The organism is Weissella koreensis KCTC 3621 (assembly GCF_000277645.1).
In genome coordinates this window covers 18,764-34,901 of the sequence record NZ_AKGG01000011.1, presented here as the reverse complement: position 1 = coordinate 34,901, position 16,138 = coordinate 18,764, and the positions used below count along the sequence as shown (strand labels likewise).

The 16,138-nt window shown below is 31.8% G+C and carries 13 protein-coding genes; all 13 read left to right on the top strand.

Annotated elements, in window-relative coordinates:
• Positions 1 to 130: 130 nt before the first annotated feature.
• The gene (locus JC2156_RS03350; protein ID WP_006845430.1) at positions 131 to 1,612 is read left to right on the top strand and encodes a glycosyltransferase; all 1,482 of its coding nucleotides are present in this window, start codon (positions 131 to 133) and stop codon (positions 1,610 to 1,612) included.
• The gene (locus JC2156_RS03345; RefSeq protein ID WP_006845429.1) at positions 1,602 to 2,921 is read left to right on the top strand and encodes a glycosyltransferase family protein; all 1,320 of its coding nucleotides are present in this window, start codon (positions 1,602 to 1,604) and stop codon (positions 2,919 to 2,921) included. Before JC2156_RS03350 ends, JC2156_RS03345 begins: the two co-directional genes overlap by 11 nt.
• A gap of 28 nt (positions 2,922 to 2,949) precedes the next feature.
• Entirely contained in the window at positions 2,950 to 3,150 is a 201-nt protein-coding gene (locus JC2156_RS03340; protein ID WP_006845428.1) for a hypothetical protein, read from the top strand.
• A 12-nt stretch (positions 3,151 to 3,162) separates the two neighbouring features.
• Positions 3,163 to 5,526 (top strand): preprotein translocase subunit SecA, encoded by a 2,364-nt coding sequence (gene secA / locus JC2156_RS03335; RefSeq protein ID WP_006845427.1) that lies wholly within the window; start codon positions 3,163 to 3,165, stop codon positions 5,524 to 5,526.
• Positions 5,527 to 5,600: 74 nt separating this feature from the next.
• Positions 5,601 to 6,779, top strand: coding sequence for a preprotein translocase subunit SecY (locus JC2156_RS03330; protein WP_081482759.1), 1,179 nt, complete (start codon positions 5,601 to 5,603; stop codon positions 6,777 to 6,779).
• 2 nt (positions 6,780 to 6,781) lie between these two features.
• Positions 6,782 to 8,008, top strand: coding sequence for an accessory Sec system glycosyltransferase Asp1 (gene asp1, locus JC2156_RS03325; RefSeq protein WP_006845425.1), 1,227 nt, complete (start codon positions 6,782 to 6,784; stop codon positions 8,006 to 8,008).
• Positions 8,005 to 8,370, top strand: a complete 366-nt coding sequence (gene asp1 / locus JC2156_RS09120; RefSeq protein ID WP_006845424.1) for an accessory Sec system glycosyltransferase Asp1 — start codon at positions 8,005 to 8,007, stop codon at positions 8,368 to 8,370. Before asp1 (JC2156_RS03325) ends, asp1 (JC2156_RS09120) begins: the two co-directional genes overlap by 4 nt.
• Entirely contained in the window at positions 8,363 to 9,949 is a 1,587-nt protein-coding gene (gene asp2 / locus JC2156_RS03315; RefSeq protein ID WP_006845423.1) for an accessory Sec system protein Asp2, read from the top strand. Before asp1 (JC2156_RS09120) ends, asp2 begins: the two co-directional genes overlap by 8 nt.
• Complete coding sequence (gene asp3 / locus JC2156_RS03310; protein ID WP_006845422.1) at positions 9,942 to 10,706, top strand: accessory Sec system protein Asp3; 765 nt, start codon at positions 9,942 to 9,944, stop codon at positions 10,704 to 10,706. Before asp2 ends, asp3 begins: the two co-directional genes overlap by 8 nt.
• A gap of 18 nt (positions 10,707 to 10,724) precedes the next feature.
• Positions 10,725 to 11,801, top strand: coding sequence for a glycosyltransferase (locus JC2156_RS03305; RefSeq protein WP_006845421.1), 1,077 nt, complete (start codon positions 10,725 to 10,727; stop codon positions 11,799 to 11,801).
• Positions 11,798 to 12,862, top strand: coding sequence for a glycosyltransferase (locus JC2156_RS03300; protein ID WP_006845420.1), 1,065 nt, complete (start codon positions 11,798 to 11,800; stop codon positions 12,860 to 12,862). Before JC2156_RS03305 ends, JC2156_RS03300 begins: the two co-directional genes overlap by 4 nt.
• A gap of 12 nt (positions 12,863 to 12,874) precedes the next feature.
• On the top strand, positions 12,875 to 15,502 hold the full coding sequence (locus JC2156_RS03295) for a KxYKxGKxW signal peptide domain-containing protein (protein ID WP_006845419.1): 2,628 nt from the start codon (positions 12,875 to 12,877) through the stop codon (positions 15,500 to 15,502).
• Positions 15,499 to 15,999 carry a hypothetical protein gene (locus JC2156_RS09130; RefSeq protein WP_006845418.1) on the top strand — a complete coding sequence of 167 codons (501 nt, stop codon included), beginning with the start codon at positions 15,499 to 15,501 and terminating at the stop codon, positions 15,997 to 15,999. The genes JC2156_RS03295 and JC2156_RS09130 overlap by 4 nt, the downstream gene beginning before the upstream one ends.
• Positions 16,000 to 16,138 lie beyond the last annotated feature (139 nt).

The following is a 16,138-nucleotide window of genomic DNA, read 5'->3' as shown; positions in this document are numbered from 1 at the left end:
AGTATTTAATACAGAAGTGTCGTAGAAAATAATTCTAGGAATATAAGATTTATAACCATGAATATATATTAATTAACGAAAAAACATAATCATAAAAAAGAATTATTTATGATTGTTTGGAGAATAAGTAATGAGAATTTTTAGTGTGAATAAAGGAATTGGTTTTGCATCAAGCGGCGTAGAGTATGCCCAAAAATATCGGCGTGAACTTTTAGAAGAACTTAAGGCAGATGACTATTACATATATTTGAATTATATATCTAAAAATATTGTTATATATACAGATTTGATGGAATTTCCTAAAAACAAAATATTATCTATCTACAACTATTTAAGTGAACGTAGAAATAATGAATCAACATACCGAGTTGAAGACTTTTTGGCCACCATTCTTGATGAATATGAAATTATTCATAAAAATAATGAATCAATTCGAATTAACTTAAAAAATAAAAATACAGAATATAAAATTTGGTTATTGAAATCAGGCATGATTGATCGAATTGATTATGTGGAGAACAGCGTTTTAATTCGAGTCTATCACTATGATGATTCTTTAAATAATTTTGAAGAATATCAAAAAGGTGTTTTAGTTCGAAGAGTTTTTTTCAAAAATGATGGTAAGCAAGCATTTGAACAATATTATGAAAAGGGCCAAATATCAACGACATTTATTGATGGGAAAATTCTTTATGGAAAGTATGAATTCTACCAAGAGCTCTTCGATAAGCTTCAATTAAAAACAGATGATGTTATTTTAATTGATCGCGGATTAGATGTTGTTGAAGGCCTATTGCCTAAACTAGCTAATAAAGCACGATTAATGTCAGTAGTACATGCTGAACATTATAATGAGCCTTTATCAGATAGCCACCATATTCTATGGAACAATAATTATCAATATGTTTTCGATCATGCAGAATATTTTGACAGTATTATTGTATCAACGGAGAGGCAAAACCAAGTTTTACGAAGTCAATTAAAACACAAAACAAATGTCGTAACTATTCCTGTTGGATATGTTGACAATATTATAAATAATCGAAAATATGATCCGCATCGAATGGTCACAGCAAGTCGTTTAGCTAGAGAAAAGCATATTGATGTAATTGTGAAAGCAGTTGTGAAAGCAAAATCAATATTACCAGATTTAAGTTTAGATATTTATGGAGAAGGTGGTGAACGAAACTTAATCCAGAATATCATTGATGATTTAGATGCTAATAACTATGTTCATTTGTTAGGACATAAAAAAATGAATGGTATTTATGGTCAATATGGTGCATATATTTCAGCATCAACATCGGAGGGATTTGGTTTGTCACTGCTAGAAGCGATTTCAGAATCTTTGCCAATTATTGGTGTTGATGTTGATTATGGTAATCGAGAATTTATTATGAATGGTCAAAATGGAGTGCTCTATCCTAGGACTGAAATTGAAGAATTAGATATTAATTTGGAGCAAGCCATTTTAGATTTCTATAGTAATAAGCTGGAAATATCTGGTAGAAGTGTTGCTCGCAAAAAGGCAAAACAATATTTAAAAAACAATGTATCTGAGCAGTGGGGTGCATTACTAGGATTAAAACGTGAGGTTGGCGATGAAAATTAATATTTTTGATTACTATGATGGAAAGACACAACGACTATTAAATTCTTTAAGGACTGCAGGTATATCTAGAAATAATTTATTTGTACATTACGCTGGAGACTTACCAGAAAATGCTATAAGTCCATTTTCGTTTTTTATGGAAATAGATCATCAAAAACGAGAAGGACTTTTCTTTGATCAAGTAGAGGTTCCGGAATTTTATGATATACGACATGTTAGTGGTAGTAATGCCAACATTGAGAATATGGGACATGTTGTCGGTAGCGTTAATTATAGTAAAAAAGGTTACCGATTAGTTGATACGGTTGATTGGTATTTAAATGGAGATCCTAAAAAAATAATTAAAAAAGATTTTTATAATATTTCAGGAAAGCTTTATGCCACTAGCTTTTTTTCAGAAGGTAAACCCTATTTGACTGAATACTATAAGGATGGCGAGGCTGTTGTCATCGAAAATTTAGTTACACATAAAATACAACTAATTATTAAAGAAAGAAAAATTATATTTAACAATCTAACAGAGTTCTTTATCTTCTTTTTAGAAAAAGCAGAAATTAATCCAGATGATATTTTTATTAACTCGTTAAATTATCCGCTATTTATTGCAAAAATAGTTGCTGTTAAACCTAATACAACATTATTTTGGCAAGAAGCATTAGGAGAAAAAATACCTGGAAATATGGAATCAGAGTTAAACAGTCCGAAGGCGTTAAAACAAATTATATTTAATAATGAAGACCATTTGAAACAAGTTGAATCACAATATGTATCAACAAAAGTTAATTTAAATTATTTGTCAGATATTGGTGAATTTACAAGGAAAAACACCTTCATAAAGAAGGCATTCATATTAACAAATAGTGACCGACTTTATGGACTAGAAGATATTCTAAATACATTTAATGAACTTGACATTACCGTTGCAGCTTATACAAATATGAGTACTAAACTAGAGCATTTGGGTGATAAATACAATAATCTACATTTAATTCCATCGTTAGCACCTAAAAAATTAGCTGCAGAAATGAATAAAGCTGATATTTATTTGGATATTAACGATGGTATGAAAGTTGATAATGTCTTAAAAAAGGCGTATCGACAAAATATGATAATTCTTTCTATGGACCAAGTTAAATCATCAAATTATAAAAGCTTGAATTTCTATGATGTTAGATCTCTATGCAACGATTTAGCAAGCATAATGTCTAGTGAAAATACATGGAGAAGTAGTCTCAATAAAATGATTCAACAAAACGGACCTTCGTCTAAGGTATCTGATTATAAACAGGTTTTAAGCATTAAAAATTAATTATTTATAAATAGAATGGAGGATTTAGATGAAAAAAGATGAATTGAGTAATGTTATTGATACAAAATTCAATGATGAACAAAAGCGTCATCAGTATGGTAAAAAACAAAAAATTCCAAAACTCCAATATATTCGACCACTTTTTTTCACTGTCATAATGTCTGTAACACTAATTGCATTAGTTTCAAAAATTTATGAGGTGGTTCGGTTTTTATTAGTTAGTAAATAAGGTGAATTTTAAATGTTTAAGTTAAAAAAATATGAAAAAATTGTGCAAAAGGTTTATCAAGTTTTACCTAAATATAAAAGAATGGTTGACATTGAACTTCAGTCACAGACTAACGTTTTTAGATCATTATTAGCAAACGGTCAAAACCTAGAAAAAATTTTGCCCGATATTTTTGCCGTTATTATGGAAGCTGATCGCCGAGTACTTGGACTGGAACCATTTAAAGTTCAGGTTTTAGGTGGACTGGCTTTATTCTTTGGGAATATCGCAGAAATGAAAACAGGTGAAGGTAAAACTTTAGTTGCAACTTTGCCACTTTACGCTCGTGCGTTGCAAGGTAACAAGGGTAATTTCTTGATCACATCAAACGAATATTTGGCTGAACGTGACGGAGAATCAATGGGAAAAGTTTTCAAATGGTTAGGCTTGACGGTAGGAATAGGAGTAAACGTAGATGATGATAAAAAAATAGAACTTTATGATTCAGATATTATTTATACGACTCACTCTAGCTTAGGATTTGATTATTTGTTTGACAATTTGGGGAGTGACTTAGATCAACAAGCGGTTAAAAGATTTAATTTTGCCATTATTGATGAAATTGACGCTGTTTTACTGGATGGTGCTCAGACGTCTCTTATTATTTCTGGGGCGCCAAAAGTGCAATCGAGTTTATTCGAGATTAGTAACTGGTTTGTTAATAGCCTTGATGAGGAAGATTATGAGTTAAGTGAAGACAGAAAAAAAGTTTGGTTTTCTCCACTAGGAATTAAAAAATTCCAAGAATATTTTAATACCCCTGAAACCGTATTTTCAGCCCGTAATTTTGATATATATCGCCATATTGTCTTAGCATTACAAGCAAATATGTTAAAGAAGCGTGATCAAGACTATGTAGTAGATGATGGAAAAGTTGTTTTATTAGATGAAGTAAATGGGCGAAAAATGAATGGTGTAAAGCTGAATGGAGGTATTCATCAGGCTATTGAAGCTAAAGAGTCTTTAAAAATAACGCCAGAATCTAAGACATTGGGGATGGTGAGTTATCAAAGCTTGTTTAAGAAATTTAAAAGTCTATCTGGAATGACAGGGACAGCCAAAACAGATGAAAAAGAATTTATTGATACTTATCACCTAGAAGTAATAGAGATACCAACAAATCTTCCATTGATAAGAATAGATAAAAAAGATCAAATTTATTTAACTAATCAAGCAAAAATTGAAAAATCTCTTGAGTTGGTTAAAAAAGGAATTAATGAAAAAAGACCAATTTTAATTGAGACCGGATCGGTTAGCATGTCTCAACTATATTCTTTAATTTTATTACAAAATAGAATTCCACATAATTTGTTGAACGCGTCAACGGCTCCACAAGAAAAGCAAATTATCAGTGAAGCAGGCGGAGTTAATTCAATAACTTTAGCAACATCGATGGCAGGACGTGGGACTGACATTAAGCTGACTCCAGAAGCAAAAGAAAATGGAGGGCTTTTAGTCATTGGGACTGAACGAATGACTAGCAAGCGAATTGATAATCAATTACGTGGGCGAGCAGGTCGTCAAGGGGAACCAGGCGAAAGTCAATTTTTAGTTTCATTAGAAGATAAGATTGTCGTTGAAAACACAAGTAATCGAGTTCGTAAATATCATGATATAAATGTTGAAAAAGGTGAGATAGGTGAATTTGACCTTTATCAGCCAATAGATAAAAGAATCGTTAAACATGCAATTGACTCAGCCCAAAGAAAAGTAGGAAACCTTGAGGCACAAGGTCGAGAGCGGACTATGGCGTTTGACACTATTTTAAGTAATCAACGAGAAAAAATATATCGAACAAGAAATGAAGTTTTAACTGATGATCCTGATTTTATCGATGAATTGATAAATAGCTGTTTAAATGAGGTGATTACAAATTTTGTAGATAATTACCGTAGTATTGAGCTGCATGATGTTGCTGATTTTATTTTTAACAATGTAGAAAGTGCATATGAATTGGCAGATATTGAAGACCAATTGGCTGGGAATATGAAAAAGAAAAATATTCATTTATTTCTATTCAATGTTGCTAGCGAAGCTTTAGACAAATCATTAGATCGATTTAAGAATGGTCTTCAATTAGCATACTTTAAAAAAATAACTGTTTTAAAAGCAATTGATAATGGTTGGATAGATCAACTTGATTATTTACAACAACTTAAAAGTATTGTTGATGGTCGAAGTTCTGCTCAACATAAACCAATCAATGAATTTGCCTTAGAGGCACGTCGTAGTTTCTTTAACATGGAAAAAGAAATGTGGTTGAACATGTTCCGTAACCTATTATTAACAGAGATTGAAAAAAATATAGACGGTTCTATTGAATTGAGTTTTCCATAAAAAGGATGTGACTATCTTGATAAACAAAATAAAAAATATGGCGATTTAATAAAAAAAGCCTTTTTACAATATTAATGCTGAGTATATATCTTGTAGGACAAAGTATTCCAATACCGTTACATGGGATAAGCTTTCAAATTGGAAGTGAATTTTCAATGCAAAATCTTCTGTCTCTAACAACTGGTGGAGTATTTAGCAGTGCGACTTTGTTTTCATTGGGTATGGGACCTTATATGACTGTTTCAATTTTGATTTCAATTATATTATTTGCCAATCGTGATCGGGCCTCTCAATTTTCACATGAACAACGTGGAATGATTCAAGTTCGTGGAATATTTGTTTTATCTTTTCTGCAATCTATACCATTAGCATATAATTTGCAAACAACTGTCACATCTCAGGCGATTAAAATGAACTACTTTCTAGTATTTAGTATGACTATTATATGTTTAGTCGCGGGTGGATTATTAATTTCTTGGATTGCTAGTATTAATTCTAAATATGGTTTGGGTGGACCTTTTATTATGATTTTACCTGGAATTATTACAGGGGTAACTCGAAGTATTTCAGCAAATTATACGTCAGTCATTATGATAGCTAGTAGATTAGTTATTTTGATTATTGTGACTATAATTTTTGTATTTATAACTACGGGTCTATATACAACAGAGTATCACGTTGATATTCAGCGAATAGGAATTGATCGAAGGTCTAAAGATGCTTATTATGCATTTAGAATTTTAATCGCTGGGACAATGCCTTTGATGTTTGCAACTTCATTTATGTATTTGCCTTCCTATATTATGCAACTATTAGATTGGAAAAATGACTTTATTTTATCTTTCTTTCAATTAACTAGTTTACGAGGAATTATAGTTTATGGAATTATTATTTATATTTTGGGAATAATATTTTCATTTGTAAATATTATGCCAGAACAAATTGCTCAGGATCTAAAAGAATCAAGCGATTATATTGTTGGTGTAAATCCTGGTCATGATTCTCAAAGATATATAACTAGAAGAGTTTTTGTATTTGTAATTTTGGGAAGCCTTTATTTAGCAACAGTTGTAATTACTCCGTTATTAATTGGTTATTGGACGGGCAATGAAATATATACAAATTTTTCTAATTATTTTGCGATGCTCTTTGTGCTAATTTCCATTTTGGATACAGTGCGTCAAGATATTGATTTTCTATACTATAAAGACAATTATAGTTTATTCAATATTAAATTAAAGGGAGGGCGATAGTTATGATGTATTTTATTGCTGATTTACCTGAAGATGTGAAAAGCTTTGAGAAAATACCTTTACTTAATATGATTAAAAATATCAGAAATAATGGTTTGGAATATAAAGTTTTATTACCAACTTTAGTTCCGTTTTTAAGATATTTGAATTCAGAATATAAGTTATTTGATATAGAACAGTCTGAATTGATATTTCATCATATTCAAAATATACAACTTAATTCTGGTACGCCATTAACAATGAATGATTTAGATCTTCCAAATGATGTGGAGAAAATATATACCCGAAATGATGTTTTACTTTATAAAAACAATGAAAAATTCGGAAATGTTAAATTTAATCGTTTTGGATTTATTGACCAGGTAAAATATTTTTGGAAAAACGGATCACGGATCGATATTTATTCTGATTATGGATTTATCATTTCATCAAAACTATATGATGAATCAGGGAATTTAGAACGTCGAATTTTCTATGATGAACAAGAAAATAGCATTTTTGAAATTAAAGATGAACAAGTCAATATAGTGGATACGATATCTGAAAATTTTAATAAACGCACATATAGCAATATTGAAGAAATTATAAATGAGTTCTTGCGAAAGGCCTTAAAAGATTTCAATTTAAAAACTGACTATCTTGTAATAGATATTTCAAATGATTATTTAATTACATTGAGTAAAAATTTTCCGTTTCCAGAAAAAATTATTTTTGTTTTTTACGGTAATTTCACAACAAGGATATTGAATAAAATTAAGCAAATTAGTGAATTAACACAAGCAAAAGCCTTGATTACTGATTCTACTCTACTCAAAAGAACTTTGGATCAAGAACATATTAATGGTCTAAATATTAATACGCATTTAATTCCTACATTTTCAACGCAGTTGTCTTTAGGGCAAAGTAATACTCTTAGAGAACGAGTAATTTATTGGCAAATTGATAATGTAGATAAAGATTTCAAAAAAACATTTCATAAGATGTTGAGGTATCGATTGAAGTTTGATGATTTACGTTTGATTTTAAATGTTATAAATCAAAATGATATTGAAATTTTAAAAAAAGAAGTAGTGGAATTTGTTAATAATGAGTTGGAAATTAATACTACATCTGATGAATTCAAAATGATAGAAACTTATTTTGCTGCTGAATTAGAAGGACAGATGTCTATCGATTTAAAAGAAGCTTTTGAAACAGCTAAAAAAACATTTACGGTTTTGAAAATATGATTACTGCATATTCATTTATTCATCATGTTGACTATAGATTTAAATCGTTAACAAAAATTAATCAACAAGATCTATCTATTAGTCGAATTTATGTTAATTTTCGAAAAACTAATGATGCCTTTAAAGAATCAATTGTATTAAGCAATGGGATTCCATTCATTAGTTTTCAATCATCAATATACTTCAAAGATGGTAAAAATGGAAACATCATTAAATCTAACAATGAGTTATTTGATGTTCTTTCAACATATCTAGACAGTAATGAGATATGGAATAAAGCTTTGGTTGAAAGTGTGGAGATGATCAATAAAAATTCGTCTGATCAAATTATGAGCGATTGGGGGGATGTGATAGATGGCTAAAGCGAAACTATTAATACAAATTGGTGGAGAAAAGATTAAAGGAATTTCAAATTTAGATCAACAATTTGAATTTCATTATGTTGATGTTTCTTTGTACAAATTAGAAGAAAGTTTTGAAAAATTATCAGCAATACCATTGGAAAATCCAAATAATTCTGGAAATATATTTTTGTTTGGATCAAATGAGATCGAAAAATTATCTTTGGAAATATTACGTTACCTACCAAGTTATCAGATTTTTTATGAAGACATAGGCAATACTTCAGTTAAAAATCGTAAAGTTTTAGCCTTAAAAGGCGCCATGCAGGTTAATTTATTAGATCAAGGTTACAATTTCGTTGAATATCTAAATGTTAACTACGCAGTTAAACCTTGGGGAACCAGTATTGATAACAGCATGGTTGAATTATCAAAAAACTTCTTCGGTGAGATTCAAAAAAAAGGTTCCGGAAAATTTATCTTTGATGGTGACTTTGGGGATGATTTCTCAGAAATTATTCTATGGAAAAACAAATGGGGGCCAACTGGTAGAACACAGCTTCATGCTGAAATTAAGGTGCACGGTGAAAACATAAAATACTTTTACCGCGCATATTATGAAAAAGATGGCGAGATCATTTTATGGGATTTTGATGGTGAAAATTTGAATTTGGGGGAAGTTTATCGAAATATTGGGTTTCCTAATTTTCCTCTAAATATTGCCTTATTTGCTAAAGGTCGGGGCAAATTAGAGATAGGTGATATTCACTTACGTTATCACCTATCTTCTGATAATTTTTTGGCTATAGGAGGAAAACGTTTAGTTGATCCCAATCGGGGAAATGAAGAATTAGGTTATTACTTTAATGTTGGAGATTTAAAGCCACCATTGAATATATATTTTTCTGGTTTTAGACCATCAGAAGGATACGAAGGACGTTGGATGATGGGAAGTCTTGGATCACCTTTCATGTTAGTATACGACCCAAGAATTGTTGGTGGAGCTTTTTATCGAGGTGGAAATTTAGAAAAACAGTTAGTTGAAATCATTCAAGAAAAATTAGATTATTTAGGTTTTACTAATAATCAATTAAATTTATCAGGACTATCGATGGGAACATATGCATCATTCTACTATGGGGCAATGCTAGAACCTCATGGTATTTTGGTAGGAAAACCCTTAGCAGGAATTGGTAATTTAGCATTAAATTCTAGATTGTATTCTCCTTATGAATGGGATTTAGCAATGGATACAATCATTCATACTCAAGGAGAATTAAATAAAGATAGTGCATTGGAAATGGATAAAGACTTCTGGAATTTATTTTTATCTGCAGATTTTTCTAAAACAACTTTTGCTATTGCCTATATGTTACAAGATACAGATCGTCCTTTTAATAAAATTTTCAAGCATTTAAAAGAAAATTACCCGACTGCAAAAGTGCTACATAAAGGATTAGAGGGACGACATAATGATGATACAAATGGAATAAATACTTGGTTTTTTAAACAATATCAAGATTTGTTGGCTGCTGATTTCAAGCGTAACTTTCATAAAAACGAATTGGAAACAGAAATAAAAGAGGTTAGTGATGAATAATATTTATTTTACTCGTTGGCCAGATAACTTAAGTGATGTTGCTGTAACAGGTACTGATATACGATATCTAGAAGATGGTAAAGTTTATTTTTCTAACGAAACGTTTTCTCCAGGAAAAGTATTGTGTACATGGCGTTCAAAAACAAATTATATCGAACAGGGAATTAAACCAACGCTACCTTTACTGGAATCAGGTCAAAAATATAAATTAACGGCACAGCTGGAGTCTGATAATGGACTGTCGGTACAATTACAAATTATTTTTTATGATATCAATCAAGAAAAAATTGATGGAATTATATTAAAAGGGCTAAGCGATAAATTCACTTATCCTGATGATGCAGTTTCATATGAAATAAGCTTACTAAATTTAAATAATAAATGGCTTAAATTTGATTATCTAGAAATTAACAATGTTAAGGATAAACGTATTGTCACAGCCCACTTAGGGAAACATGGTAGTTTTATTTTTACGACACCTGCCATAAATGGAGCGGTTGGGAAAAGGTTAGGGATAACTTTTTCACGTGGGCCATCAACAATAACAGAAGTCCCAGAATTGATTGATAAATCAGTTTTGGGAGGCATCATTCATGTATATACTGACGGCAATAATTTAAAAGAGTTGTTAAATGAAATTAAAAACAAATTTGAATTTAAAAATTTATCAGTGTTAGAACATCAAAAAAATTGTTTTTATCATTTAACAGATTCTGAAATAAAACAGATTAAATATTTTTTGAGTAAAAATAACTAGAAGGGAAAACAATAAAGAATGACCTATTGGATAACACAAGTTGACGATAATGAATACGTATCTAACCGGGCTTCTGGAATTATCGCTAATCAAATGGCAGCTGATTCTATTAGTCAGATTGGATTTAGACGATTACATTATCCAAGAATGTATGCAAGTGAATTACAGGAGATGGGAGAGGCAGCTCGAAAAGACCGTTTAGAGGCGCTTTTAAGTTTGGTACTACCTGGGGATGTTGTAATTGTTCAATATCCGATGTGGACTAATTATACTCAATTTGAACTTGAGTATATTGACTATCTAAAGAATACTCGAAAAGCCAAAATTGTTGCTCTTGTTTGGGATATTGTTTCTTGGATTCATGATAATAGGAAACGTGATTATACTGTAGACGCCTCACTATGGATGTTGAATCGTTATGACTTAGTAATTTCTGCTAATGAAAAAATGGCTAAACGATTAGCAACAGAGGGCGGAGTTAAAACACCAATGATCGCCATGTATCTGTCTGACTTTGTTTACCAAGGACCATTGCAAGAAAAAAAGCGAATTGATCAAATTTACTATGTTGCAACTGGAATTGATTCAGCCATGATTGAAGAATATCAATCTGAAATTCCAATTAAATTTATTGGACCAAACTGGAATAAAGAAAAATTACCAAATTATATTCAATTACTTGGTGCAATGAATAGTAATGATATTCCTAGTCAACTGGAAGGTGGATTTGGATTACTCTATTATCCTAAAACTGGTGGATTAAAGGGGATGAATCATTATGGTGAATATAATAATCCTATGAAACTGTCATTATATTTGGCATCAGGGCTTCCTGTTATTACAATGCCAAATACTGCTCATGCTCAGTGGGTTAAAGATCAAGGTCTTGGATTTGTGGTTGATTCTATTTCAGACATTGATGATCTTATTCATAACCTAAGCGATGATGATTATCAAAAAATGGTTGAAAATATAAAACCGTGGCAACGTGCAGTGACTAGTGGTTTCTTTGCAAAAGAAGCGGCTATTGAAGCTATTCGTTACTTAGAACTTGGTTTTACTGATCGTCAAGTTGATGTGGAGGTGAAGAAATGACTAATTGGATTACCCGTTTTAATGTGTCAAATCACAGTCAAAAACATGATGCTATTCAAATTGTCAGCAAAAATGTTTCACACTCAGCTCAAGAACTTGGCTTTCAGGAAATAAATTTTGGTAATTACTATCAATTGGATGATCGTAATAGACGTAAAAATATTATCGATACTGTTTTAGGACCTGTGCAACCAGGTGATTTGATAGTAATTCAATTTCCGCTATGGACTTATCTTAATTTCCAATCGGAATTTATTGATCAAGCTAAGTCCATAGATCGGGTTCGTGTAGTAGCTCTTGTTCATGACATTCCAACATGGATGTTTGATGACGGAACAGCTCAGTACGATCGTGAAAATGATTTCTGGCTCAAACAATTACGTAAATTCGACTTATTATTAGTGGCCAATGAGAAGGGAGCTAAGCGTCTACGTGAGGATGGCGTAATGGTACCCATGATTGCAATGCATATTTGGGACTACTATTATGATGGTCCTCTTAAGGATAAGAAATTCAAAAAACAGTTATTCTATGTAGGTGGTCGAGATGTCAATGGAATAGATTATCACGCATCGACGCCATTAATGATTTATAACCGTCATGTTGAAGAAAAAGTTTTATGGAATCCAAGCGTAGATTGGTTAGGGCGATTACCGAGTGATGATATTGTCGCTAGTGTTGATGGTGGCTTTGGACTAGTTGTTTCGGATAATATTAAAGAGAAATCTAATATGAATTTTGTTGATTATACGCAATATAATAATCCAACTAAATTATCATTATATTTAGCAGCTGGTTTACCAGTAATTATTTCGAGTAAAACAGCTCATGCTAAATGGATTGAGGAACGTGGAATCGGTTTAGTTGTGGATAATCTAAATGAAATCGATAACGTATTATCAAGTGTGACAGACGTAGATTATCAATTGATGTTAAAGAAAATTGAGCCATGGCAAAAAGCTGTTTCTGAAGGCTTTTTTATAAAAAGAACCCTTATAGCAATGCTTAGATACATGGAACTAGGATTTGAAGACATTTTAATAGATAATAATAATTATTAAGGAAGTTTAGAGATGTCTAAGAAAAATAATTTAAAATTACTAAAAAAATCTGATAAAAAGCAGAGATATAAAGCATATAAAGCTAATAAGTCATGGGCTTATGCCACTATTACCAGTGTGGCAGGAATTTTAAGTGGGGGGGCAGCATTACCATTAGCTGTTCATGCGCAAACAAATGAAGGTAAGACTACAGAAGCGAGTAGCAGTAGCACTAGTAAATTATTAGCGAATCAAAAATCAACAACAATACCAGCTTCTGATGATATTAAGTCAGATAGTAAAAACAATAAAGTAGTGACATCAGATAAAGACTATACCATAATTCACTCAAGTAATCGTGATGAAAGAACGGCATATTATTTGAACCATGGCTATAGGGATATGATGAATGTTGCTCCTGGACCATATACTGCTGGTTGGTCTTCGCACACTGGATCTTTAGATGGTAAAGTTTTAGTTAATAATCTTAATGAAAACAGATATACTTCTTCATCAACTGTTGTAGTTATAGCTTCAAAAATTGGAGATAGAACGGATGGATGGATTCAACCACATATTGGTTCTGAAGACACTTCTGCGGTTTCTGGGTACTATGCTGGTCAGAAAATGGATCTATCTGCCTTAAATAAAGGTGATGTTGCCGAATGGAAATTAAATGCAAATCTACTTGTAGGATCTAATGTTTTTGGTTCTCATGCTATGATGCAAATAAATACTAACTATGGTGCAAAGACAGATATTAACTTATGGACGCCATTATCATCTGATTCTGAATCTGGTTCAAATTCAAATTCATTAAGTGATTCAACGTCAGATTCGAACAGTGAAAATCCAGGTACCGATTCCGAAAGTACCTCAGGAAGTGAATCTGATTCATTATCTGACAATGGTTCAGAGAGTGATTCAACGTCTGATTCATTATCTGACAATGGTTCAGAGAGTAATTCAACGTCTGATTCATTATCTGACAATAGTTCAGAGAGTAATTCAACGTCGGATTCATTATCTGATAATGGTTCAGAAAGTGATTCAACATCTGATTCGTTGTCTGATAGTAATTCATTAAGTGATTCAGATAATATTTCCGAAAGTAACTCACACTCAAATTCTCAAAGTGATTCAACGTCAGATTCATTGTCCGACAGTAATTCATTAAGTGATTCAGATAATATTTCAGATAGCGAATCAACAAGCGATTCAACGTCGGATTCATTGTCTGACAGTAATTCATTAAGTGATTCAGATAATATTTCAGATAGCGAATCAACAAGCGATTCAACGTCAGATTCATTGTCCGACAGTAATTCATTAAGTGATTCAGATAATATTTCAGATAGCGAATCAACAAGTGATTCAACGTCGGATTCATTGTCCGACAGTAATTCATTAAGTGATTCAGATAATATTTCAGATAGCGAATCAACAAGCGATTCAACGTCGGATTCATTATCTGACAGTAATTCATTAAGTGATTCAGATAATATTTCAGATAGCGAATCAACAAGCGATTCAACGTCGGATTCATTATCTGACAGTAATTCATTAAGTGATTCAGATAATATTTCAGATAGCGAATCAACAAGTGATTCAACGTCGGATTCAGTATCAGATAGTAATTCATTAAGTGATTCAACGTCAGATTCAGTATCAGACAATGCTTCAGATAGTGAATCAACATCAGATTCAGTATCAGATAATGCTTCAGATAGTGAATCAACGTCGGATTCAGTATCAGGCAATGCTTCAGATAGTGAATCAACATCAGATTCAGTATCAGACAATATTTCAGATAGCGAATCAACATCAGACTCATTATCAGACAATGCTTCAGAAAGTGATTCAACATCGGATTCAGTATCAGATAGTAATTCATTAAGTGATTCAGACAATGGTTCAGAGAGTGAATCAACGTCGGATTCATTATCAGACAATGCTTCAGAAAGTGAATCAACGTCGGATTCAGTATCAGATAGTAATTCATTAAGTGATTCAACGTCAGATTCAGTATCAGACAATGCTTCAGATAGTGAATCAACATCAGATTCATTATCAGACAATGTTTCAGATAGTGAATCAACATCGGATTCAGTATCAGATAGTAATTCATTAAGTGATTCAACGTCAGATTCAGTATCAGACAATGCTTCAGATAGTGAATCAACATCAGATTCAGTATCAGACAATGCTTCAGAAAGTGAATCAACATCAGATTCAGTATCAGATAATGCTTCAGATAGTGAATCAACATCGGATTCAGTATCAGATAGTAATTCATTAAGTGATTCAACGTCAGATTCATTATCAGACAATGCTTCAGAAAGTGGATCAACGTCAGATTCAGTATCAGACAATGCTTCAGAAAGTGAATCAACATCGGATTCATTATCAGACAATGCTTCAGAAAGTGAATCAACATCAGATTCAGTATCAGACAATGCTTCAGAAAGTGATTCAACGTCGGATTCATTATCAGACAATGCTTCAGAAAGTGATTCAACGTCGGATTCAGTATCAGATAGTAATTCATTAAGTGATTCAACGTCATATTCAGTATCAGACAATGAGACTCAGAATCAACATCAGATTCAACGAGCGACTCACATTCCGACTCACAAAGTGATTCAACATCAGAATCAATGAGTGACTCGACAAGTGAATCAACATCGGATTCAGTATCAGATAGTAATTCGTTGTCAGACTCAGAATCAACATCAGATTCAACGAGCGACTCACATTCCGACTCACAAAGTGATTCAACATCAGAATCAATGAGTGACTCGACAAGTGATTCAACATCGGATTCAGTATCAGATAGTAATTCATTAAGTGATTCAGTATCAGATAGTGATTCGTTGTCAGACTCAGAATCAACATCAGATTCAACGAGCGACTCACATTCCGACTCACAAAGTGATTCAACATCAGAATCAATGAGTGACTCGACAAGTGATTCAACATCGGATTCAGTATCAGATAGTAATTCAACGAGCGGCTCACATTCAGACAATAATGCAGATCCTTCATTGCCATCTACGGATGCTGCATATCAGGAAAATAAATTTATTGAAGAAGAATTATTAGCTGGTGTACTGGCATTAGGAACATTGTTAAGTAAAAAACGCCGTAATAAAAAATAATAAAAAAGACACCTATCAAACGAAACAGTTTTTATAAATAAATAAAGAAGGTAATATATATTTAAGCTACTAATATATATTACTTTTTTTATAATATATATTACTTTTATAAAAATAAGAAAACGGTAATAAATTTTAT

Bases quoted from the DNA above. Each gene is read 5' to 3' on its own strand.
- asp2 (WP_006845423.1), top strand. From the start codon at position 8,363: ATGGCTAAAGCGAAACTATTAATACAAATTGGTGGAGAAAAGATTAAA.
- JC2156_RS03350 (WP_006845430.1), top strand. From the start codon at position 131: ATGAGAATTTTTAGTGTGAATAAAGGAATTGGTTTTGCATCAAGCGGC.
- JC2156_RS03305 (WP_006845421.1), top strand. From the start codon at position 10,725: ATGACCTATTGGATAACACAAGTTGACGATAATGAATACGTATCTAAC.
- JC2156_RS03330 (WP_081482759.1), top strand. From the start codon at position 5,601: ATGCTGAGTATATATCTTGTAGGACAAAGTATTCCAATACCGTTACAT.
- JC2156_RS03345 (WP_006845429.1), top strand. From the start codon at position 1,602: ATGAAAATTAATATTTTTGATTACTATGATGGAAAGACACAACGACTA.
- secA (WP_006845427.1), top strand. From the start codon at position 3,163: ATGTTTAAGTTAAAAAAATATGAAAAAATTGTGCAAAAGGTTTATCAA.
- JC2156_RS03300 (WP_006845420.1), top strand. From the start codon at position 11,798: ATGACTAATTGGATTACCCGTTTTAATGTGTCAAATCACAGTCAAAAA.
- asp3 (WP_006845422.1), top strand. From the start codon at position 9,942: ATGAATAATATTTATTTTACTCGTTGGCCAGATAACTTAAGTGATGTT.
- JC2156_RS03340 (WP_006845428.1), top strand. From the start codon at position 2,950: ATGAAAAAAGATGAATTGAGTAATGTTATTGATACAAAATTCAATGAT.
- asp1 (WP_006845425.1), top strand. From the start codon at position 6,782: ATGATGTATTTTATTGCTGATTTACCTGAAGATGTGAAAAGCTTTGAG.
- JC2156_RS03295 (WP_006845419.1), top strand. From the start codon at position 12,875: ATGTCTAAGAAAAATAATTTAAAATTACTAAAAAAATCTGATAAAAAG.
- JC2156_RS09130 (WP_006845418.1), top strand. From the start codon at position 15,499: ATGAGTGACTCGACAAGTGAATCAACATCGGATTCAGTATCAGATAGT.
- asp1 (WP_006845424.1), top strand. From the start codon at position 8,005: ATGATTACTGCATATTCATTTATTCATCATGTTGACTATAGATTTAAA.